20 protein-coding genes are annotated in these 20,831 nt (G+C 59.7%); 12 read left to right on the forward strand and 8 right to left on the reverse strand.

Going from position 1 to position 20,831, the window contains the following annotated elements; translation table 11 throughout:
• From ACESLM_RS15615 to ACESLM_RS15630, 4 genes are all read left to right on the forward strand, one after another.
• Nucleotides 1-268, forward strand: a 268-nt coding sequence (locus ACESLM_RS15615) for a hypothetical protein (RefSeq protein WP_372632508.1), incomplete at its 5' end; no start/stop codon positions are given.
• Between the two features lie 44 nt (nucleotides 269-312).
• Entirely contained in the window at nucleotides 313-1,740 is a 1,428-nt protein-coding gene (locus ACESLM_RS15620) for a flotillin family protein (RefSeq protein ID WP_372632509.1), read from the forward strand.
• Nucleotides 1,741-1,936: 196 nt separating this feature from the next.
• Nucleotides 1,937-3,526, forward strand: coding sequence for a sensor domain-containing diguanylate cyclase (locus ACESLM_RS15625; RefSeq protein ID WP_372632510.1), 1,590 nt, complete (start codon nucleotides 1,937-1,939; stop codon nucleotides 3,524-3,526).
• 149 nt (nucleotides 3,527-3,675) lie between these two features.
• On the forward strand, nucleotides 3,676-4,419 hold the full coding sequence (locus ACESLM_RS15630; RefSeq protein ID WP_372632511.1) for a YheC/YheD family protein: 744 nt from the start codon (nucleotides 3,676-3,678) through the stop codon (nucleotides 4,417-4,419).
• Between the two features lie 108 nt (nucleotides 4,420-4,527).
• On the opposite strand, the gene ACESLM_RS15635 is transcribed toward ACESLM_RS15630, so the two are convergent.
• The 6 genes from ACESLM_RS15635 to ACESLM_RS15660 all read right to left on the reverse strand — a co-directional run bounded on the left by ACESLM_RS15635 (nucleotide 4,528) and on the right by ACESLM_RS15660 (nucleotide 12,319).
• The gene (locus ACESLM_RS15635) at nucleotides 4,528-5,622 is read right to left on the reverse strand and encodes a glycosyltransferase family 4 protein (RefSeq protein WP_372632512.1); all 1,095 of its coding nucleotides are present in this window, start codon (nucleotides 5,620-5,622) and stop codon (nucleotides 4,528-4,530) included.
• Nucleotides 5,623-5,939: 317 nt separating this feature from the next.
• On the reverse strand, nucleotides 5,940-7,151 hold the full coding sequence (locus ACESLM_RS15640) for a YheC/YheD family endospore coat-associated protein (protein WP_372632513.1): 1,212 nt from the start codon (nucleotides 7,149-7,151) through the stop codon (nucleotides 5,940-5,942).
• Nucleotides 7,152-7,230: 79 nt separating this feature from the next.
• The gene (locus tag ACESLM_RS15645; protein ID WP_369827064.1) at nucleotides 7,231-8,403 is read right to left on the reverse strand and encodes a YheC/YheD family endospore coat-associated protein; all 1,173 of its coding nucleotides are present in this window, start codon (nucleotides 8,401-8,403) and stop codon (nucleotides 7,231-7,233) included.
• Nucleotides 8,400-9,776: a YheC/YheD family protein gene (locus ACESLM_RS15650; RefSeq protein WP_372632514.1), complete on the reverse strand. Its 1,377-nt coding sequence runs from the start codon at nucleotides 9,774-9,776 to the stop codon at nucleotides 8,400-8,402. The genes ACESLM_RS15645 and ACESLM_RS15650 overlap by 4 nt, the downstream gene beginning before the upstream one ends.
• Entirely contained in the window at nucleotides 9,757-10,977 is a 1,221-nt protein-coding gene (locus tag ACESLM_RS15655; protein ID WP_372632515.1) for a YheC/YheD family endospore coat-associated protein, read from the reverse strand. Before ACESLM_RS15655 ends, ACESLM_RS15650 begins: the two co-directional genes overlap by 20 nt.
• Nucleotides 10,952-12,319, reverse strand: a complete 1,368-nt coding sequence (locus tag ACESLM_RS15660) for a YheC/YheD family endospore coat-associated protein (RefSeq protein WP_372632516.1) — start codon at nucleotides 12,317-12,319, stop codon at nucleotides 10,952-10,954. The genes ACESLM_RS15655 and ACESLM_RS15660 overlap by 26 nt, the downstream gene beginning before the upstream one ends.
• 300 nt (nucleotides 12,320-12,619) lie before the next feature.
• On the opposite strand from ACESLM_RS15660, the gene ACESLM_RS15665 reads away from it, so the two are divergent.
• Both ACESLM_RS15665 and ACESLM_RS15670 read left to right on the forward strand, forming a co-directional pair.
• Nucleotides 12,620-12,868: an SAM-dependent methyltransferase gene (locus ACESLM_RS15665; protein ID WP_372632517.1), complete on the forward strand. Its 249-nt coding sequence runs from the start codon at nucleotides 12,620-12,622 to the stop codon at nucleotides 12,866-12,868.
• 30 nt (nucleotides 12,869-12,898) lie between these two features.
• The gene (locus ACESLM_RS15670) at nucleotides 12,899-13,909 is read left to right on the forward strand and encodes an MBL fold metallo-hydrolase (RefSeq protein ID WP_372632518.1); all 1,011 of its coding nucleotides are present in this window, start codon (nucleotides 12,899-12,901) and stop codon (nucleotides 13,907-13,909) included.
• A 73-nt stretch (nucleotides 13,910-13,982) separates the two neighbouring features.
• On the opposite strand, the gene ACESLM_RS15675 is transcribed toward ACESLM_RS15670, so the two are convergent.
• Nucleotides 13,983-14,522: a phosphatidylglycerophosphatase A family protein gene (locus tag ACESLM_RS15675; protein WP_372632519.1), complete on the reverse strand. Its 540-nt coding sequence runs from the start codon at nucleotides 14,520-14,522 to the stop codon at nucleotides 13,983-13,985.
• A 158-nt stretch (nucleotides 14,523-14,680) separates the two neighbouring features.
• Here ACESLM_RS15675 and ACESLM_RS15680 point away from each other — a divergent pair, with 158 nt between their 5' ends.
• From ACESLM_RS15680 to ACESLM_RS15690, 3 genes are all read left to right on the forward strand, one after another.
• Complete coding sequence (locus ACESLM_RS15680) at nucleotides 14,681-15,769, forward strand: GerMN domain-containing protein (RefSeq protein WP_372632520.1); 1,089 nt, start codon at nucleotides 14,681-14,683, stop codon at nucleotides 15,767-15,769.
• A 177-nt stretch (nucleotides 15,770-15,946) separates the two neighbouring features.
• Complete coding sequence (rph, locus tag ACESLM_RS15685; protein WP_372632521.1) at nucleotides 15,947-16,693, forward strand: ribonuclease PH; 747 nt, start codon at nucleotides 15,947-15,949, stop codon at nucleotides 16,691-16,693.
• Entirely contained in the window at nucleotides 16,690-17,337 is a 648-nt protein-coding gene (locus tag ACESLM_RS15690; RefSeq protein WP_372632522.1) for an XTP/dITP diphosphatase, read from the forward strand. The genes rph and ACESLM_RS15690 overlap by 4 nt, the downstream gene beginning before the upstream one ends.
• Nucleotides 17,338-17,379: 42 nt before the next feature.
• Here the strand turns inward: ACESLM_RS15690 and asnB are convergent, their stop codons facing one another.
• Nucleotides 17,380-19,236 carry an asparagine synthase (glutamine-hydrolyzing) gene (gene asnB / locus ACESLM_RS15695; RefSeq protein ID WP_372632523.1) on the reverse strand — a complete coding sequence of 619 codons (1,857 nt, stop codon included), beginning with the start codon at nucleotides 19,234-19,236 and terminating at the stop codon, nucleotides 17,380-17,382.
• 179 nt (nucleotides 19,237-19,415) lie between these two features.
• Here asnB and ACESLM_RS15700 point away from each other — a divergent pair, with 179 nt between their 5' ends.
• From ACESLM_RS15700 to ACESLM_RS15710, 3 genes are all read left to right on the forward strand, one after another.
• Nucleotides 19,416-19,754, forward strand: a complete 339-nt coding sequence (locus tag ACESLM_RS15700) for a hypothetical protein (RefSeq protein ID WP_372632524.1) — start codon at nucleotides 19,416-19,418, stop codon at nucleotides 19,752-19,754.
• A gap of 8 nt (nucleotides 19,755-19,762) precedes the next feature.
• Nucleotides 19,763-19,903, forward strand: coding sequence for a hypothetical protein (locus ACESLM_RS15705; RefSeq protein ID WP_372632525.1), 141 nt, complete (start codon nucleotides 19,763-19,765; stop codon nucleotides 19,901-19,903).
• 138 nt (nucleotides 19,904-20,041) lie between these two features.
• Nucleotides 20,042-20,827 (forward strand): DeoR/GlpR family DNA-binding transcription regulator, encoded by a 786-nt coding sequence (locus ACESLM_RS15710; RefSeq protein ID WP_372632526.1) that lies wholly within the window; start codon nucleotides 20,042-20,044, stop codon nucleotides 20,825-20,827.
• Nucleotides 20,828-20,831 lie beyond the last annotated feature (4 nt).

A 20,831-nucleotide genomic window follows, 5' to 3' on the forward strand; every position in this document is an offset into this window, starting at 1 on the left:
CGTTTCCTCGGTCGTGCTGTTTCTGGTCGTAATCCCCTTGCAGGCGGCGCAAAAAGGGAGCGCAAGGTCCGCGAAGCAGATGATCGGATCGCTTGCGGAAGTCGCCACGTCCATCGAAGGCTCGAGGCTGGGAGAAATCGTCTACGAGCAGGGAGGAACTAGGCACAGCGCTCCAGCCAAAGCTTCTGGAGGGATTTCGATCCGGCAAGGGGCCCAGGTCAGAATCCTGGACGAGATTGCCGGTACCTTCGTCGTGGAAGAGGCATAAGCGCGGCTGCGCAAATCAATAAAAAGAGAGGGATGGATAGATAGATGGACGCAACCTTGTACATTCCGGTAGGCATTGTGCTCGTCATTATTTTGCTGATCGTCGTATTCGCATCGAGATACCGCACGGTGAAAGCGGACCAGGCGATGATCGTCACCGGTGCGCTGACGCGCGACGGGATGAAGATCGTGAAGGCGGGAGGAACGTTCGTCTGGCCGGTCGTGCAGGAAGCGTCGTTCCTGTCGCTGCAAGTGCAGACGGTCGACGTACATACCCCTGAAGTCTATACGATGCATGGGGTTCCGGTTATGGTGGAGGGCGTCGCCCAGATCAAAATCAAAGGCGATCTGGAATCGATGGCGACCGCCGCGGAACAATTTCTCGGCAAACCGGAGGCAGAGCTCAAGGGCATCGCGACACAGACGATGGAAGGACATCTTCGCGCCATTCTCGGCACGATGACGGTGGAGGATGTCTACAAAAACCGCGAAGAATTCGCCAGAAACGTGCAGGAAGTCGCGGCCAGCGATCTAAACAAAATGGGCTTGCAGATCGTCTCGTTCACCATTCGCGACGTCCGGGACAAGAACGGTTACCTGGACGCGCTAGGCCAACCGCAGATCGCGTCTGTCAAGCGGGACGCCGAGATCGCCAAGGCGAACGCCTACCGGGACGAGCAGATCGCCAAGTCGAAAGCGCTGGAGGAAGGCAAGAAGGCGGAATTTACGGCCGAGACGAACATCGCCGAAGCGCATAAGCAAATGGAAGTGAAGAAGGCCGAGTTCAAGCGGGAGCAGGACATGAGAAAGGCGGAAGCCGATCAGTCCTATAAGCTTCAGGAAGCGAAGACGCTTCAATCGGTCAAAGCCGAAGAAATGCAAATCCAGGTCATCGAGCGCGAGAAGCAGATCGAGCTGGAAGCCAAGGAGATCGAACGCCGCGAACGGGAACTGGTGGCGACGGTGAAGAAGCAGGCCGAAGCCGAGCGTTTCGCGCAGGAGCAGCGGGCTGAAGCGGACCGTTACCAGATCGAAGCGAAGGCGAGAGCGGAGGCGGAAGCCGTGAGATTGGCGGGTAACGCCAATGCGGACAAGGAACGCGCGGAAGGTACGGCCGAAGCCGACGTCATTCGGCTCAAGGGTCTTGCCGAAGCGGAAGCGAAGGACAAGATCGCGGACGCGCTGCGCAAGTACGGAGAGGCGGCGGTCATCGAGCTGATCGTCCAGAAGTTCCCAGAGATCGCCCGTGCGATCGCGGAGCCGCTCTCGAAGACGGAGAAGATCGTCATCGTCGACGGAGGAAGCGGGGGACCGAACGGCGGAGCGGGCAAGGTGACGGGCTACGTGACCGATCTGCTGGCGAAGATGCCGGAGACGGTCGGCGCGCTTACAGGAGTAGACGTCAATCAATGGCTGCGCAAGCTGGCCCAAGGCGATAATTCCATCGACAAGGACTCAGGGAACGACTCATAACGTCATAACCGGATAGAGGCTGACATCGGCGGCGCGAAGGGACGATTCCCTGCGCCGCCGTTGCCCGTTCCGGGCCTATTGCCGATCCGGGGCGTTTCCGACAACAAAAGGAAAATGAAGATTTGCGCGCGGCACAAGGAAAGATGTAGCTTTGTGTCGAATAAATGAGCAAAGAGAACTATAGGGGTCCAAGGATATGCATAAAAACAGAGGCTTTAAGTTAAGGTTGACAGTAAACGCAATCGTCATGGCGACGGTGTTGGCGACGGTCGTCATTATATCGTTGGTGGCTTACCAGAACGAGAAGAGATCGCTGTTTCGTTTGACGTTCCAATTAAACGAGACGTATGCGGACAAAATCGCCGAAACGACGAACTTTATTTTTCAGCATATGATGAACAGCCTGGCGACAACGGGAGAATTTCTATCCTCCGATCTGTCGCGCGCGGATTTGGAAGACCAGCTTATGCTGTTTCAAGAGGGCAGCTCTTTCTTCAATTCCGTGTTTATCGTCGACAAGGAAGGCATTTTGCTCGCCGCTTCGAATCTGCCTTCGGCGCTGGGCAGCAAGCTGCTCTCGGAAGGTCCGACGCAGGCGATCCGGGAGCAGAAGCCGCTTGTCTCCGAGCCGTACATAAGCTCGGTGACGAACAAGCTGATCGTGATGGTCAGCGCCCCTCTGCACGACGCTTCCGGCAACTATATCGGGTTTATCGGAGGATCGATCCGGCTGCACGAGACGAATATTTTCCAGACGGTGCTGGGCAGCGTACCGAACGCATCGGACGGCTCGTACGCCTACGTGGTCAGTTCGAACGGCGTGCTGCTGTATCATCCGGATTCGGAGCGAATCGGGGAGAAGGTGACCGGCAATTCGGTCGTCTCGAGCGTGATTTCCGGATTAAGCGGATCGAAGAGAATCGTCAACACGAGAGGCGTCGACGTGCTTGCCAGCTACGCGCCGATAGGCAACGCCGGCTGGGGCATCGTCGCTCAGACGCCTGCGGAATCCGTACTGCAATCGGCGCGGAAGCTAATTACGACGATTATCGTATATATGCTGCCGGCTCTGGTTCTTTTCGTCATTGTGATCACCTTGGTCGTACGCAAGCTGTCCGAGCCTTTCGTCAAGCTGACGAAATTCGCATCGATGCTCTCCCCGACGAACAGCGGAGCGGACGAACTGCCGCGAATTCACGGGCTGAGCTACGAGGCGAACGAGCTTCACAAGGCGTTCGGCAGAGCGGTTCGCCACTTCCGCTACCAGTTCGACAGCCTGTCGCAGGAAGCCCAGACCGATCCGCTCACGGGATTGTTCAACCGCAGGACGATGGACAAATTTATCGGCAGCTGGATTGCCAAGGGGAATCCGTTCTCCCTTCTCGTGATGGACCTGGATCATTTCAAAAACGTGAACGATACTTACGGCCACGACGTAGGGGACGAGGTGCTCAAGTTTCTGGCGAGCAGCTTGCGCAAGCTGCTTAAGGAAGACAACGTGATCTGCAGGTTCGGCGGGGAAGAGTTCATCGTCCTCTTGCCCGACGACCGGTTCGAATCCGCTCTGGAAGCCGCCGAACGCATTCGCCGGCATATGGCGGAGACGGACGGACCGACGGGCGGCAAAGTGACGCTGTCGATCGGGGCGGCCCATTATCCGGGGTTCGCGAGCAGTGCCGAGCAGTTGTTCCGCGTGGCGGACGAAGCTCTGTATCGGGCGAAGCATCAAGGCCGCAACCGCGTGGAGATCGCGCATGCGGTCGTCTCGCAAGCGACGGCGAATTAAATTCGGTCGATCGACCGGGCTAACCGGGGACGCTCCTCTTACCGGGATGCACGAGCCATATCGATTATCGCCTGTTTTTGTCCCCTGCGGCGCCGGCTGCTCATACACTGGAATCGGATGTTCGCATTCTGATTCCGAGGAGGTGCCGCGTGCCCCGTCATGTGAGCAGCAAATGGAAGAAAACCGCGGCGATAATGGACAGCGCTTCGCTCAGACGACTCGTTCCCGAGACGGTCCGATTCGGAGGACGGGAGCTGGGCAGAAAGCTTAAGCGCTACGGGATGGTCTACGTCAAGCCGGAATCCGGCACCCATGGCAAAGGCGTCATGCGGGCGGAGCGAACCGCTGGCGGACGCTGCCTTCTGAGGACGGGAAGGCGGCAACGGGCGTATTCCTCCTGCGCTCGGATGGCCGAGGCGCTTCGCCGCAAGATCAGAGGTAGGAAGTACTTGATTCAGCGGGGCATCCGCCTGCTTAAACACAATGGACGCGCGTTCGACCTGCGCGTGATGGCCCAATGGACGCCGCGCAAGACGTGGCGGACGACCGGAATGATCGGCAGGGTGGCGGCTCCCGGCAAAATCGTGACCAATTATCACAGCGGAGGCAAGCTGGTTCCGGTCAATCGTCTGCTAGCCGGCCATACGGGCAAGAGCTCAGCGGACAGAACGATCCGGACGCTTGAGCGAATCGGCATCAAAGCGGGAAAGGCGCTGCGGCGGCGGTATCCCGGCGTCTGCGAGGTCGGCGTCGACATCGGCCTGGACCGAACGCTGAAGCCGTGGATCATCGAAGTCAATACGAGCCCGGATCCTTATATTTTCAGAAAGCTGCCCGATCCGTCGATCTTCCAGAGAATCCGGCGGTATGCGAAAGCCTATGGGCGAAAATAAAGCGGCGTTACCCTAAAAATCCCGGTCTCCATCGCGTATGCGAAGGGGGCCGGGATTTTGCTTGACGAGAGGACGCCGAAGGCGTTTTTGCTTGTCTGCGGGAGCCGTCTACGTTTTCGAGGCGTAGATCCGGCCCAGTTTGGCGGCGGAAGCCCGCCAGCCGAACTTACGCACGCAGTCCCTGCGGGCCGTTCTTGCCATGCGCATTCGCACGGCGTTATTGCCTGCCAGCTTTGCGATCGCGGCAGCGAACGCCTTCGGCTTGCGGTAACGACGAACGAGAATTCCGTTGCGGTTGTGCCGCACAATCTCCTTGATGCCGCCGTTCGCCGAAGCGATGACCGGCACGCCGGAAGCCATCGCTTCCACGTTCACCAGCCCGAACGCCTCATGTTTCTGCGAAGGGCAGACGAATACGTCCGCTTGGCGAAACACGCGATGGATGCGGCGATGCGGAACGGTTCCGAGAAACCGGGCGTTCACGCGGAGTTTGCGGGCAAGCGAGCGCATGCGCCTCATATAGCGCGGCCGTGGGGAACTGCCCGCGATGATCGCGCGAATGGGCCGCCCCGCGGACTTCCGCGCGAGCTTGATCGCCTTCAGAAGAACGGGCACGCCTTTGCGCGGAATGACCCGGCCGGCGAACAGCACGGCGAACGGGCGTCCTGCGCCCCGCGATCTTGAAGGCTTGAACCTGCGCGTATCCACGCCGAGCCACACTTTGCGAATTTTGCCCGACGAGCGCGGAAACCGGGAGGCAAGCTGGCGCTTCAACGAAGAGCTGTTGGCGATGACGACGTTGGCCCGGGAGAGTCCGGCGGCCGCGGCAGAACGAGTCGCGTAGGGGGCGGAGACGAATGTCAAGGAATGCAGGAAGAGCGAGACCGGAACGCCGGGGAGCATGCGCTTGATCGGCCCGACGAAGCGGGGGCGGTTGTCGATCTGCACGAGATCGAAGCTTTTTCCCCGGATGAGTTTCCTGACATGGGACAGGTAGGTCGCCGGACTGCCGGAAGGCAATCTGTAAATATGGACGCCGCCGACGACGGAATGACGGGGATAAAGGGAATAAGTCCGGCTGACGATCGTGACGCGATGGTTCCTCGCGAGCTGCTTGGCCAGAGCCAAAATCGTAATTTCGACTGATCCGCCAAGCGGCGGAGGGACGGGAATTTGTTCCGGGGCGACGATCAGAATGCGCATCTTTTTATGAACACCTGCTCGCGTAATTTATTTGCTGGATCCCCACAATGTATGATCGACCGGCATCGTTCGCGTAGGACAAATACCGCCCGTCATCGTAAAATGGCGCGCCTTAAATCATGCCGATTGGAGCTTCACGCGGGAGAGGTACGCGCCCGCGGCAGGAAGGCGGAGCCGCTTATCGATACCAGGTCGGAGCTGATTACGAAGGAGAATATGTACATGAAAGAAAACCAGAAGCTGCTGGTTCCATTCGACGCTCAGTAGCGGCCGCGGGAGCCGGGAGGCACTGAGCGTCGAATGGAGCCGGCGCCTCCTTACGTAGACAAACCGTAAGGGGCGTCGGCTTCTTCGGCTTCCGAGGACGAGCGATGCTCCGCAATCGCTCCGGGGCCGGCGGAGACGCCCGGCGGCGCTTTCGGGGCGCGCAAGCCGCGCTTCTCCCGGTAAGCCCACAGCGCGTATTCGATCGGGCGCACGATCGCCTTGCGGTACACGTCCCGTTCCCCCGCTTGCTGGAACACTTCCCGCGAAGGCTTCGGATTAACCTCGATCAGCCAGATTCTTCCGTTTCTGTCGATGGCCAGATCGAGCGCCAGCTCGCACAGCGCCCCGTAAGTCGCTTCCAGGTGGCGCGCCACGTCGACTCCGAACGTTTCCGCCGTCTGGCGGATTTGTCGGATATCATTCTCGCTGCCGATCCATTGCCGCAGCAGATCGTTCATCGACGCCGCTTCGCCCCCGCCGTGCAGGTTGGAGGTGATGCTGCGAAGAGGGCCGATCCGTCCCGCGCAGCCGGTCACCTCCCATACGCCGGAACCGTTTTTCTGCACGAGCATCCGATAGTCGTGCACCCTGCCGCTTGGCAGCTTGATGTTCAACCCCTGCTGCACGATGTAGCGATTCCCCTTCTTATCCCAGCTTTCCAGAGCGGACGCCAGGCGGCCGCGCGAAATATGCCTGGGCTGGACGATCGACCGCGAATGATTGCGCCCTTGCAGCAGCAAAGTGCCGTCCCGCGCGCGTTCGATGCGCAGAATGCCCCTTCCCCCGGTTCCGTTGATCGGCTTCAGGTAGACGGTCGGATATCTCTTCAGCAGGAGAGAGACGTCCTCCGGAGACTGGTACAGCTTCGTAGTCGGCAAGTGCGCGCGGAAGGCCGGAACTTTGCTCAGCGTGCGGTAGACGGTCCATTTGTTGCGAAGAGGCCGGTTGAGAAAATGAAGATGGGAGTAGCGCTTGCGGAAGGCGAGCAATTGCTCGAAGCGGTAGCTCTTCTGAATCCGGCAGCGGTCGTAGATGACGCTAGGGAAGCGAACCCAGCGCCGGCTCCATTTCTTCGTCTCCGCGTTGTACAGTTGGGCGCGGATAAGCCCTTTGGCATCGTCAACGTCCTGCGGCGTAAATACGAAGACGGACAGGCCGATCCGCTTGCCCGCCGCGATCATCTTCTCGTAAACTGGCCGTTCTTCCAACGCCTTCGATTCGTTCAAATAGAGAGTCAGTATGCCAAGCGCGGGCTGTCGCACGGCCGTTCACCTCCGCCGGGGGAAGCGGCGGCCGGCGGCGTGCTGAAGCCCTGAGCAAAAGCAGGTGCTTTGTTCGATGTCACGTGGCCACGCCTCCCCTAGATTCGTGCTTCAGCCGGTGCAAGTAGAGACTGTATTGGAAAATGCGCTCCAGCGACTTGTTGCGAATATGCGGTTCGTCGAATTTCATCGGCTTGGAGTTCGCTTCGAAAAACCAGACATGGCCGGTCGTATCCACGCCGAGGTCCATCGACATTTCGCACAGCCGGCTGTGCGCGGAGCGTTCGATTTGCTTGGCCAGCGTAATCGTCGTGCCCTTGACCTTCCCGAGCACCTTGCCGGCTTTCTCCTGACCGAACACCGATACGAGCAGCTTTTCCGGCTCGTCGATGTAGCCTCCCCGCGGCACGTGGGTCGTAATGCTGGAATCGCCGGCGACTCGGGCGCCGATGCCGGACAGTTCCCATTGGCCGACGCCGTTTTTCTGCACGAGCGCCCTCAGGTCGAACGGCCGGTTGTTTACGCTCGCCAGCGAAATGCCCTGCTGGACGATGTACGGTTCTCCCAATCGTTCCGATTGCCGGGAGACGCGGTCCCACAGTCTTCTCATCGTCCCCGCGCGGAAAGTCCGGCTGCCTTTCTCTTCCTGGATTTGCAGGCGATAGGGCAGCTTCTTTTCCGGCTGTACGGTTACGGTCATAATGCCGACGCCGGCTTTTCCGCGTACTGGCTTGAGGTAGAGAAGACGGTGCTTTTTGAGCAGGCCGCTCAGGACGAGAGAGTCGGTCAGCTTTTTCGTTTCCGGAATATAGGGCTTTGTCGCCTTGCTCTCGTTCAGCCACTGGAACAGCGACCACTTGTTGAAGAAACGCCGGTTGAACAGCCGGATGTCGGGCTGCTTCGCCAGGGCGGACAGCTTCTTCTTCACCCTTGGCAATCGCTCGTCTTCCCGCTGAGGAATCCGGTTGTACACGATGTGAGGGCGAGGGAACCACGCTTGCACCCACGTTTCGTCCGATTCGCGGTAAGTGAAGCCGAGCACCTTGTGCGCTTGAAGCTTCAAATTTTTTACGGTCACGACATAAGTGAGAATGCCCATCTGCTGCCCGGTCTGGATCAAATCCGCGAAGTTGCCCCGATTGCCCCGAAACAGTTGAATATCGTCTTCGATCGTAAGGATCGCGACGACCGGCTTGTCGGCCGTCGCTTCCATTACGCCTGATTTGGTCGAGAGAGATTTAGGAATCGTCAAGATTCATCCCTCCTGCGGAATTTACTTAGATAGAGGCAGTGCTCGAGAATGTATTCCAGCGAAGCTTTGCCCTGATCCTTCAAGGCGGGATGCTTGAAGATCGATCTGCCCGGCTTGGCGTTCGCTTCGAACATCCATACGTCGCCTTCGCGGTCGATGCCGATATCGAGGCCGAGCTCGCCGAGCTGGTGCGAATAGTTGCGTTCGATCGCTTCGGACAGCCGGACGGCGACCGTCTTGGCTTCCTTCAGCACTTCTTCCGAACGCGCTCCGAACGTTCGGCCGAGCGCCTGCTCGGGCGTCATGAGCGAGCCTCCGTTTTTGATATGCGTCGTGACGCTGCCTCGTCCGGCTTTCTTGGCGCCGATGCCGGCGACGACCCATTCGTTGCGGCCGTCCTTATGCATGTGAAACCGGAAGTCGATCGGACAATTGTCGATTTCGACGAGGCGGATGCCTTGCTGGGCGACATAATTGTTCAAGCTGCTTCCGTGTCTTGTCTTCAGCATCTTCATCAAGCTGCCGAAGGTGCTGAAGCGAAGCAGCACGTTGCCGCCGCTTCTGCGGTAGCGGATGAAGTAGCCCTTGCGGGGGTGGTAGGTCAGCCTGTAGATGCCGGCCCCCAGACTTCCCGCGCTCGGCTTGTAATACAGGAATTGATGCTTCTCCAGCAGCTCCTTGATTTTCTCGGGGGACGGATTGTTGACGGATTCGGGCAAATGGCGGAGCGCCTCCGGATCGTTGTCGAGCAGCTTGTAGACGTCGGCTTTGTTGAAGAAGCTCCAGTTGAAGAACGGAATCTTCTTGCGGATAAAACGTTCGCGAAGCGACGTAATCGTTGCGCCCGTCTCCGCCCGCCTGCTCGGCAGTCGGTTGTAGATGACGTCGGGAAGCGGCACGACGCGCCGCGTCCAGCCTCCTCCTCCGTCGAGAAACCAGCCGTGAATCGTTTCTTGCTGCCAGTTGATGTCCCGAGGCGTAAAGGCGAACATGTAAGCGCGTTTCTGGCCGAGGCCCAGCAGCTGCCTGACGAAGCCGGTCCGCTCTCCGAACGGGGCCGCGGAGGAGCGGGTTCCGCTGTCGGTCAGAACTCCGATCAGAGGGCCCAGCTGAATGTCATCCCCTTCTTCCCCAGCGAGATAAACGCTGCCCGATTTCGGAATGCGGACGGAACGGCGGAGCCCCGCCGACATGTAGATGTGATTACCTTTGCGTTTGATGGTTCGAACCGTGGCGGGCACGACGTCTTTGCCGAGCTTGACATTGACCGATTTACGTCCGCCCAGCTTGAGCAGCTTCGCAAGCGGACTGGAGAACCATACGATACGTTCCGGCTGCTGTGTGAAATGGACGTTACAGATGGTCAAACTCATGAATTACCCTCCCAGGTGAAGCGCAACCGCTACCCTGCGGCGGTCGCCGCGCGTCGGTTGTCGCAAGTCGAAGCAAGATGGATTTGGCATAGGACAGAGGCTGCTCCGCCGCTGCCGCCGCTGCTTCTTCGCCGGCGGAGCCCATGGCGGCGCGACCGGGCTTGGAGTTGGCTTCGAGAAACCAAAGCTTGCCGCTCCGTTCTATTCCGAAGTCCAAACCGATTTCGGCGAATCTCCCAAAAGTTTGTTCCAGACGCGAGGCGATCGACGACGACAGTCCGGATATCTCCTCCAGCAGCTCGCTTCCCCGGCGTTCTCCGAACTGCGCGGCGAGCGCGGCGGCGGCCGAAGCGGCCGTTCCGCCCCCGTGCAGGTTGGCCGTAACGGACGTGGGGGAACCGATTCGGGCGGCGACACCGGTCAAGGACCATCTGCCTCTGCGGTTTTTCTGCATTAAGGCGCGCACGTCGTAAGGCTCTCCGGAGAAGCTTCGCAAATCCAGCATCGGCTGCATCAGATACATCCTGCCGCCGATCCAGCGATCGATCCTGCGCAGCGCGTCCGCCTCGTCCGCGCAGCTTCGCGCGATCGGCCGGTTGCGGTCGTCCCTTCCGGTCAGCGAGACCGTTCCGTCCTGCCGGAGCGCCAAGGCCAGCACCCGCTTGCCTTGGCTTCCGGCGACAGGCTTGAGGAAGGCGGATCGGTTATGCTTGCGCAGCCAGGAGGCCAGAGAGGGAACGCCCTCGTAGATCGCCGTAGGCGGCAAGTAAGCCGACAGAGCGCGATCCCGCGCAAGCATCTCGTAGACTTTTCCTTTATGCGGCAGCATTCCGTTGAGGAATACGAGCCTTTTGGCGGCTTGAATCGTCCTCAGGGCACGCCGATACCGCAGCTTCTCCTCCTCCGATTCCGGCCAAGCGCGGTCGTAGACGACGGAAGGCAGCTTACGCCTTGCCGGCTTCCAGTCCCGCAGCTTGTCGTTCCAGGTCCATCCCTTGACGGAATCGTCCCGCGGGTTCCACGTCCAGGGGGCGAAGGCGAACAGCCGAATGCCCAGCTTCTTGCCGATGACGGACAAACGCTTGACGTAACAGCTTTCGGCGAACGGCGGACGGCCTTGACGCTCGCAGACGAGCACGCCGAGCTCTGCCGGCGAAGCGTGCGCGAGCACCGCCTCAGAAACCTGAAATGTACCGGGCATATTGAATCAGCATCCGTACCGAGGGACGGATTTTTCCTTCCTTAAGCGGTGTGTTGTCGTTTTTCGAAGGCTTGGAATTCACCTCGAGCAGCCATACCCGGCCGGACGTATCCAGCGCGAGATCGATGCCGAGCTCCGCGAAGTGCGCGGGAATGTACATATCGATGCCTCTGGCGATGTCCAGAGCGGCCCTCGACAGGCGCAAGGAAGCGTCTCCCCGAAACTGGACGGGAAGATTGGACTTGGCGACGGATTCCCGGACGGTCGACAGCGTGCCGCCCCTGGCCAGGTTGGAGACGAAGTGGTGGCTCCCCGCCGTTCGGGCGACGATCGAAGTGATCGCCCATTTGCCGCTGGCGTTTTTCTGCGCGAGCGCCCTGTAATCGACCGGCCGTCCCCCGATTTCGATCAAATGCAACCCTTGTTGAATGAGATAACGGACGGTTTTCATCTTGCCGGCCAGCGTGGAGAACAGCTTCACCAGACTGCCGAACGTCTGCCGCTTCGTGCCCATGGCGGTGGCGTAAGACGCTTGCCAGCTGTCCGGGCCGAGACGGGATACGCGAATGATGCCTTTGCCGAGACTGCCCCTTACCGGCTTAAGAAATACGGTGCTGTATCTGGAACACATGCTTTTGAGCATCGTATAGTTATGCAGGGAATGGGATTCCGGCAAGTACTTCTGCAAGCCGATGTCTTTCTTGAGCGCGTCGAACACTTCCGACTTGTCGAGGAACTTCTCGTTGAACACGTGCGCGCCGAAGCGGCGTTTGATCTCTCCCATGAACTGCTGGACGATCGGTCTGTTCTCCAGCTTGCGGGAGGTGAGACGGTTGTTGACGACGTCGGGCGCCGGGAGCGATATCCTGTGCCAGCTTTTGGTGTACACCCAGCCTTCCACGGAGGAGAGACTTGACCCGATGGCGTTCGGAGTGAAAAAATACACGTATGCGCCTTGGCTTCGGCAAGCGTCCGTCAGCTCGCGGCAGAACATCGTGATATCCCCGAACGGTTTATCCGGCTGATTGGAATGATCCCGGCTGACCAACACGCCGATCAGCGGGCCAAGGGCGAGCGTCCGGGTCGAGGCCTGATACAGCAGCCGCAGCGGAATACCCGAGTAGATGCCCATCCGGCGGGCCAGCGTCTGGCTGATGCGCAGCCCCTCGTACCGGGGAACCGGAACGACGGTGACGGAATGGCGGAAAGAACCGAACTGCAGGGCTAGATGCTGCTGGGCGGGTATTCTCCACTGTTTCATCAGGGATTCCCCCAGCATCAGGACGTCGTCGGACAGAATGCCGGAACTGACGACATGGACGTCGATTTTCGGGGTGGACATGTTTCGTACTCCTTCCACCTTTGCGAATGTCGCGGAGAAGGCTTTCTAGGCTTCCTTCCCAGGGGCTAGCGAGAATACTCCATCATATGAGGACATCTATCCATCGGTGATTGCCCCGCTTCGATTGGGACTGGCGCAGAATGGGCGTAAAATCGAGCGCGAAGGCTGTCCGCCGAAGGCATAGAAGTGTCGAAAGGGATTTCGTTTCATGCGAGACTGGTTTAGGGAAAGCTTCGGAGAAGATGATAAATCGTCTATCGGCATCGAAGCCGAGCCGACGCGGCGCGGGAAATCGGGGCGATGGCGCGTCGGATGGGGCTTCGTCCCGGCTCGGCGGTCTTGGACGTCGGCTGCGGCATGGGCAGGCATGCGATGGCGCTCGGAAAATTGGGCTATAACGTCACCGGATTGGACCTGTCCGAGGTGCTGCTGCGCGAGGTCAAGCGCGCCGATGCAGAGAGGAGAGGGAATGCTGGACGAGGCAGACCTCGTTCTGGAACGGGTTTAAGGGAATTACGAAGGCGGCCCTTACCGGGAGACGAGTACTAGACGTTTAATTATGCTGGGGAGATGCGGACGATGAACGAGCGGATTGTGGAATTAGACGGAGGCTGGCTGCAAGTCAAGGTGCCGCTTCCTTATTCGTTAAAATGGGTCAACGCCTATTTGCTGCCCGAGGGCGACTCGGGCTGGACGGTGATCGATCCGGGACTGCGGCTGGAGGAAACGGAAGCGTTCTGGGGAGAGGTCATGAGGAGCCGGGGTCTGGCATGGGGCGATATCGCGCGCATTGTCGTTACCCATCACCACCCGGATCATTACGGCATGGCCGGATGGTTTCAGGAGCGCACCGGAGCTCCGGTCTGGATGTCTCCGGTCGCGCATAGCAACGCGAACAGGCTGTGGGGGGACGGAGAGACGTTCTCGGAACAACTGACCGCGGCCTTTCTGCGTCACGGGCTGGCGGGAGAGCTGGAGGACGCCATGCGGGCGCATCTGACCGGATTTCGGGCCAAAGTGTCGCCGCATCCGAGCGAGGTGCGGCTCCTCTCTCCGGGCGAGACGTTCTCGATGGGCGGCGTCGAATGGGACGTGCACGGGGGGGAAGGCCATGCTCCGGGGCACTTGCTCTTCCATGACCGGACGAGCGGACGGCTGATCGGCGGGGATCAGGTGCTGACCGACATCTCGCCGAATATCGGCTGGATGCCGGGCGGGGATCCCGATCCGCTGCTGTCGTTCCTGGGCAGCCTGCGGCGTCTGAGAGCGCTGGAGGTAAGCGAAGTAATCCCGGGGCATCGGGCGCCTTTCACCCGCTTCCGCGAGCGGATCGACGAACTGCTCGACCATCACGGGCGCCGCATGAACAAGATGGCGGAGCTGATCGGCGAGCGGGAGCTGACGGCGTTCGAGGTTTGCGAACTGATGTTCGGGGCGAGGCTGAGGGACAACGCGCACAACTTGCGCTTCGCTCTCGCGGAAACGATCGCCCACCTCGTCCGGATGGAGGCCGAAGGGATGGTCGTCCGCGCCGGGAGAGCGGACGCAACCGGAGAAGAAACGGAATATTGGCGACTGGGACGAAGCTGATTCGTTTCGGGTCAAAGAACGAACAAGGGCCATCCTCTAAGTCATTCGTCGACTTAGGGGATGGCCCGTTCGTTTATTGCCCGTCGCCAGAGGCGGACTCTTCGCGGTCTTCCTGCTTGCGGTGAGCGATACGGCTCGAAGCGGACGCGGCGATGGCGCCGACGATATCGTCGAGGAAAGTATGGGTAACTCCGCCGCTCTTGTCGTTCAGCTTTTTCAGGACGCCGGGCTTGAGCTTGTCGACATAGCCGAAATTGGTCAGGCCAATGCTGCCGTAGACATTCACAATGCTGAGCGCCAATATTTCATCGCATCCGTACAGTCCTTCGTCATGGGCGATCATATCCTGCAGGGGCTGCATAAGCTTGCCTTCCTCCGCGAGCATATCGAGCTGGATGCCGGTCAATACCGCATTTTGCACCTCGCGCTTGGACAGCACCGCCTCGACGTTCACCACGCATTCGGCAAGCGTTAGATCCGGGAAATAATCTTTCTGAAGGAGCATGACGAGCTGTCCGATCTGCTCCTTGGTTACGCCTCGTTTGGTCAGCCACTCTTCCGTCGCTCGTGCGACTTCCTTGCTGTTAAGTCGATATACGTTCGGTTGGGACATCAACAACACCTCTTTCCGAAGCCTGCCGGCCTCCGTTTGAACTCGTTTGGACAAACTAACATATTTGCACCGAGGGCTCGTATACATAGTACTACAAATAGAGTTCCGGTGGAACGGCGGCCTATTCGTCTGACCCAATTATGAGGGAGGATTAATCAATGAGAACGAAACCGAACCGCACGGCCAAGCTGAGAAAATGGGCGCTGCTCCTGCTGCTCGTTCCTCTGCTCTCCGCCTGCAGCATAGTTGGAGGGGGCAAGGGGGACGTTGCCAATAAGGCGAGCATCGATCCGCCGCCCAAAGATTTGGAGGAGGCGTGGATTCAGGGCGTCGAACAGTCCGCGATCGCGGAAGCCGGCGAGATGATTACCGTCTATTTGCTTGACCGCAACGAATATTTGGCTCCGATGTCCCTGCGGGCCGACCAGGAGCAGGATCGGGAGCGGTCCGCCCCGATCTCCGGCGCAAAGAAGGCGATCGCCTGGATGACCGTGAGCAGGCAGCTGGCGGATCAACTGCCTCCCGGCTTCGCGGCCGTGCTGCCGGAAGGGACCAAGGTCAACTCGGTAACGGAAGACGCCGCCGAACAGACGATATCCGTCGACTTCGCCGCGCCGCTCCCCGGAATTCCGGCCTCGCGGGAACGGAAGGTGATCGAAGCGCTCGTCTGGACGTTAACCGAGCTGCCCGGCATCGACAAAGTGAAGCTGTCGGTCGGCGGCAAGCCGATCCGTTCGCTGCCCTCCTCGGGCTTGCCGGTCGATCCCGTCTTGACCCGCGGACTCGGCATCAACCTGGAGAAGGTCAAGGACGTCCAACCGACGTACGCGATGGGCGTAACGCTGTATTTCGCTTCCCAAACCGCCGAAGGAGAAGGTTACTTCGTCCCCGTCACGCGGCTCGTCAACCGTCAGGAAGACGTCGCCAAGGCGGCGCTTGAGCAGTTGATCGCGGGGCCGCAGGATACGAAATCGCTTCAGGCGGTAATGACGCCGGACATGTCGGTCGAGAAGCTCGTCCGCATGGCCGATACGGTCAACGTGTCCTTGAAGGATGCGTCGGGAATGCCCAAGTCCGAAATGCCGTCGAGCATGATGGAGGCGCTCGTGCTTACGCTGACCGAGGCGGCCGATGTGCCGCAGGTGAGCGTCGTCATGAACGGCGACGATTCGTTCCTGGACTCGGAGCAGCGGGCTTACGACCGGCCGGTCACCCGTCCTATGTACGTCAATCCGCTTAACCGCTGACCGATTATGTCAACGGCCGCGTCTTCTCGGAATCCGAGCGAGACGCGGCTTTTTGCGCTGCCGGGACATCATGGACTGTCGCTTACGACTTTTTCAACCCGCCCGGCAACCGTGCGGATGCTTTTGCGTGCAACGTCTGGTAAAATGGGTGAGATTGAGTACTTGGGAGGTTAACCAATGAGATCCGATGGCAGACAAGATCGCGACCTGCGGCCGTTCGCAGTTGCGCTTCACCCGAATAAATACGCGGAGGGATCCGTGCTCATCGAAGTCGGGAACACGAAAGTATTATGCACGGCATCCGTCGAAGAGAGAGTGCCCCCGTTCCTGAAAGGGCAGGGCAAAGGCTGGGTAACGGCGGAATACGCCATGCTTCCCCGGGCGACGCATACCCGTAACCAGCGGGAAGCGGCCAAGGGCAAGCTGACCGGAAGGACGATGGAAATCCAGCGCTTGATCGGACGGGCTCTGCGCTCCGTAGTCGATTTGCACGCGCTTGGAGAACGGACGATTACGCTCGACTGCGACGTGCTTCAGGCGGACGGCGGGACTAGAACGACTTCCATTACGGGCGCCTATATCGCGCTGGCGTTGGCGATACATAAGCTGTCGGGCACGGTTTCGTTCGATAAATATCCGTTGACGGATTATTTGGCTTCCGTCAGCGTCGGGGTCATTCAGGATCTGCCGGTCGTCGATCTGAACTACGAGGAGGACTCGAAGGCGAAGGTCGACATGAACGTGGTTATGACGGGAGCGGGCGCTTTCGTCGAAGTCCAGGGCACGGGAGAGGAAGCACCGTTCACCAGGCAGGAGCTGGATCAGATGCTCGGATTGGCGGAAGCAGGCATTCGCCGGTTGATCGAGCTGCAGAAGGAGACGCTGGGAGAAGCCGGAGCGCGGATCGGCGGTGGCAAGCGGTGATTCGCCAAGGAGATACGCTGCTGATCGCGACGAGGAACCGGGGGAAGACGAAGGAGTTTCGCGAGGCATTTCTCCGGATCGGGGTCGAAGTCAAAGATTTGAACGAGGTCGAAGGCATTCCGGATATCGAGGAGACGGGAACGACATTCGAAGAGAACGCGACGATCAAGGCGAAGGAAGTCGCCGCTTTGGTCGGAATGCCGGTGCTCGCCGACGACTCCGGCCTGTGCGTGGATGCGTTGGACGGAGCGCCCGGCGTATACTCCGCGCGTTACGCCGGCGAGCCGGGGAACGATGCCGCGAACAATGCGAAGCTGCTTCGCGAGCTGGAGCGGATCGGAGCGCCGGTCGTTCCGCTGCCGGAAGCGGGGGAACGGTTCGCCACGCTGAGCTCGGCCAGGTTCGCCTGCTCGCTCGTTCTGTACGATCCGTCGGATGAGAGCAAGGCGGCAGCGGAAGGTTACGTCGAGGGGCGGATCCTGAATCTCCCGCGCGGCGACGGCGGATTCGGCTACGATCCGCTGTTCTGGGTGCCTTCGCAGAAGCGCGGCATGGCCGAGTTGACGCTGAAGGAGAAGAACGCGATCAGCCACCGCGGGCAGGCTCTGAAGAAGCTGCTAGCGCTGCTTGAAGGCAAGACGTAAACGAAAGGAGCTAATCTCCGGTTAAGGGGATTAGCTCCTTTCCTACAGCACCAGCTTCACTTTATAATGCCGCAGCCAGAAATCGACCTGCAGCAAGTAGGCGAACAGCTGAGGGCCGGACATGAGCTGGCCGAACCACGGGATGTGGGAACTGGCGTCGCTCGCCGCGGCGAGCTCGCGGATGCGGCTTGCGTCAATCAGCGGAAGCAGCGGAGAGGACGGATCGTCCAGCCGCTCCAGCAGCCGGCCGCGCACGGCAGCCAAGTAGTTCGGGTTGTGCGTCTTCGGGTAAGGGCTCTTCTTGCGGTAGAGCACGTCGTTCGGCAGCACGCCCTCGAGCGACTTGCGGAGGATGCCTTTTTCGCGCATGCCCGCCGTCTTGATCTCCCAAGGGATGTTGAACACGTACTGCACGAGCCGGTGATCGCAATAGGGCACCCGGACTTCGAGGCCGACGGCCATGCTCATTCTGTCCTTGCGGTCGAGCAAGGTGGGCATAAACCGGGTAATATTCAAATACGACATGCGCCGCATCCGCCGGCGGTCCTCATCCTCGCCCGGAAGGTGCGGTACTTCGGCGACGGCTTGCGCGTAGCGGTCGGCCAAATATTCCCGCGGCCTGAGCTTCGTTCTGAGCTCCGGGGATAACAGGCCGGCCCGCAGGTCGGTCGCCAGAGACCAAGGGAACGTCTCCGCCTTAAGCGCCTCTTCCCGATGAAACCACGGATAACCTCCGAAGATTTCGTCGGCCGCCTCGCCCGATATCGCCACCGTCGCTTCTTTTTTAATCTCCCGGCAAAATAAATACAAGGAAGCATCGATGTCCGCCATGCCGGGCAAATCCTTGGCCAGCACCGCGACGTCGAGCGCTCCCGCGAGCTCCGGCGTATCGAACTGCTTCGGATGGTGAGCCGTCGACAAATAGTCGTTCATCCGCTTGATCCAGGGCGCGTCCGCGTTCGGCTGAAAATCGTGCGCTTGAAAATGCTTGTCGTTGTCGACGTAATCGACCGAGAACGTATGAACCTGGCCCTGCCCAGTTCTCTTGTAGTAGTCGACCGCAAGCGCCGTCAGCGCGCTGGAGTCGAGTCCGCCGGACAGCAGCGTACAGATCGGCACGTCGGAGACGAGCTGCCGTTCGACCGTGTCCGCGAGCAGCTCGCGAACCGCTTCGGCCGTCTGCTCGACGTTCTGTTCATGCTCCGCGCTGTGCAGCTGCCAGTAAGCATACTGCTTCATGCCGTTGCGGTCGTACAGCAGACAGTGCCCGGGCTTCAGCTCGTAAATGTCTTTCCATACGCCGTGGCCGGGCGTGCGCGCCGGACCGATGACGAACAGCTCCGCCAAGCCTTCCGCGTCGATCGCGGCCTCCACGCCGGGATGGGCCAGAATCGCCTTCGGCTCCGAGCCGAACAGCAGCCGCCCTTCCTCGCGGCGATAGAACAGCGGCTTGACGCCGAGCCGGTCTCTGGCCATAAACAATTTTTGCTCCGCCGTATGCCATACCGCGAACGCGAAAATGCCGTTGAGCCTGTCGACGCTGTCCGGTCCCCATTCCACGTACGCTTGCAGCAGCACCTCCGTGTCGCACGTCGTGCGGAATCGGTAGCCGAGCGATTCCAACTCCTTGCGAAGCTCCGGCGCGTTGTACAGCTCTCCGTTATACACAAGCACGCAGTCGTGGCTGTCCGAGCCTCTGGCTGGACGAACCATCGGCTGGGCTCCGCCCGCGGGGTCCATTACGCACAATCGCCGATGTCCAAAAGCGCAATAGCGGGAAAGCCACGTGCCGCTTGCATCCGGTCCGCGTTGTTCGAGCGTCTCCGTCATTTTCTCGATTGTATCGGCCTGCTTCGTCAAATCCGCGGTCCAGTCCACCCATCCGGTAATTCCGCACATCGGTCTTCCCCTCTTTTCGAATCTTGAATTCAGCCGGTTCGCCTCTGCGGCGCCGAAAACCGGTCTTCTTGAACACACACTAAGATGGATATGCGAAAAAAGGCATAAGATGTATGTCCATGAGGAGAAAATACGTGGAGACTACGACCCGTTAACGGGGGAAAGGAGTCCGATGGCGCATGAACGACGCCGATACGCGGGATGGCGGCAGAAGGACTTATTACGTCGCGGTGGGACCCGGACAAATTTTGACGGATCGCGGAGCGGCATCTTTCGAGTTCTCGATCCGGGCTACCGAGGCGGAGATCGACAAGCTTGAGGAGCTGTTCCAGGAAGCCCAGGATGCGGAAGAGGACGAGATTTTCGACTACAGCGATTCTCCGCTCGTGTCCGATTCGCCCGAGAACGAGACCTACGACGCGTTGTTCATGGAGATTTACCGCATGCTGCACGAGCTCGGAACCGCGGAGACGAAACGACATATCGAATCGATGAACGTTTTGCGGCAGGGGAGGTGAGAACCGAAGTGGCGGAACAATTCAAGAAAAACAAAGGCAACCAGATTGCCAAAAAAGGCGAAGATTTCGTCGAGGAGACGCTTAAAATCAACCATGCGCATTCCGGCCAGAACAATCCGGTCGTTCCCGATCGAATCATCAAAGGCTGATGGGCTCCGAAGCCGCCCCGCCCTGCTCTCTGCGGGGCGGTTTCTTTTGTGTTTTCGGCGATTTACAGCGCTTGCCGGGTAGTGTACGCTGTACCTAACCGCGCATTCGCGGCTTTATGCAGGGATGGAGGTTAACCGATGTCGTTGATCGGGGAAGAGCGCAAAGCCTATATTTTGCAGCAATTGAACTTGGAAGGCAAAGTCAGAACCTACGATCTCGTCAACGAGCTGAAGGTGTCGTCGGAGACGATCCGCAAATATTTGGAGGAGCTCGAGGCGGACAACAAGCTGAAGCGCGTCTACGGCGGGGCAATGAAGCCGGACGAAGCGCGGGAAGAGCCGGCCTATCTGAAAAGGGAAGCGATCAATTCCGAGGAGAAGCGCCGAATCGGACTGGCGGCGGCGACGCTTGTCGAAGACGGGGATGCCATCTTCATCGACGACGGCACGACGACGCTGCCGATGATCGACAGCATTGTGGGGCGAAAAAACATGACGGTGCTGACGATCTGCGTCGCCGGCATGTGCAAGCTGATCGACTATGCGAACCGAGGGTTGTTCGGCGGCAAAATCTACTTCATCGGCGGGGAGATCGACGCGTCACAGTCCCGTTCGACGGGAACGGTGGCGGTGCAGATGGCCGAGCTTTTCTATGTCGACAAAGCGTTCATTTCGGTCGACGGCTTGACGGTCGAACGCGGGCTGACCGGCTTCGACACCCCGAGAGGAATGCTCGCCCGCAAAATCATCGAGCATGCCAAGCAGACGGTCGTCGTCGCCGACAAGACGAAGTTCGGACAAGCCCAGCTGTTCAAGATCGCCGACTTGCAGGATATCGACCTCGTCGTCAGCGACGTCCCCGCGCCTCCGGAATGGAAGGCCGCGCTGAAGGCCAAGCAGGTCACCTGGATCGAGGCCGAGTGAAGAG

This window comes from Cohnella sp. (assembly GCF_041641335.1).
GTDB lineage: Bacteria > Bacillota > Bacilli > Paenibacillales > Paenibacillaceae > Cohnella.

Coding starts and splice junctions, on each gene's coding strand:
- rph (WP_372632521.1), top strand. CDS start 15,947: ATGAGATCCGATGGCAGACAAGATCGCGACCTGCGGCCGTTCGCAGTT.
- ACESLM_RS15670 (WP_372632518.1), top strand. CDS start 12,899: ATGAACGAGCGGATTGTGGAATTAGACGGAGGCTGGCTGCAAGTCAAG.
- ACESLM_RS15625 (WP_372632510.1), top strand. CDS start 1,937: ATGCATAAAAACAGAGGCTTTAAGTTAAGGTTGACAGTAAACGCAATC.
- ACESLM_RS15650 (WP_372632514.1), bottom strand. CDS start 9,776: ATGAGTTTGACCATCTGTAACGTCCATTTCACACAGCAGCCGGAACGT.
- ACESLM_RS15675 (WP_372632519.1), bottom strand. CDS start 14,522: ATGTCCCAACCGAACGTATATCGACTTAACAGCAAGGAAGTCGCACGA.
- ACESLM_RS15655 (WP_372632515.1), bottom strand. CDS start 10,977: ATGCCCGGTACATTTCAGGTTTCTGAGGCGGTGCTCGCGCACGCTTCG.
- ACESLM_RS15620 (WP_372632509.1), top strand. CDS start 313: ATGGACGCAACCTTGTACATTCCGGTAGGCATTGTGCTCGTCATTATT.
- asnB (WP_372632523.1), bottom strand. CDS start 19,236: ATGTGCGGAATTACCGGATGGGTGGACTGGACCGCGGATTTGACGAAG.
- ACESLM_RS15710 (WP_372632526.1), top strand. CDS start 20,042: ATGTCGTTGATCGGGGAAGAGCGCAAAGCCTATATTTTGCAGCAATTG.
- ACESLM_RS15635 (WP_372632512.1), bottom strand. CDS start 5,622: ATGCGCATTCTGATCGTCGCCCCGGAACAAATTCCCGTCCCTCCGCCG.
- ACESLM_RS15665 (WP_372632517.1), top strand. CDS start 12,620: ATGGCGCGTCGGATGGGGCTTCGTCCCGGCTCGGCGGTCTTGGACGTC.
- ACESLM_RS15680 (WP_372632520.1), top strand. CDS start 14,681: ATGAGAACGAAACCGAACCGCACGGCCAAGCTGAGAAAATGGGCGCTG.
- ACESLM_RS15700 (WP_372632524.1), top strand. CDS start 19,416: ATGAACGACGCCGATACGCGGGATGGCGGCAGAAGGACTTATTACGTC.
- ACESLM_RS15660 (WP_372632516.1), bottom strand. CDS start 12,319: ATGTCCACCCCGAAAATCGACGTCCATGTCGTCAGTTCCGGCATTCTG.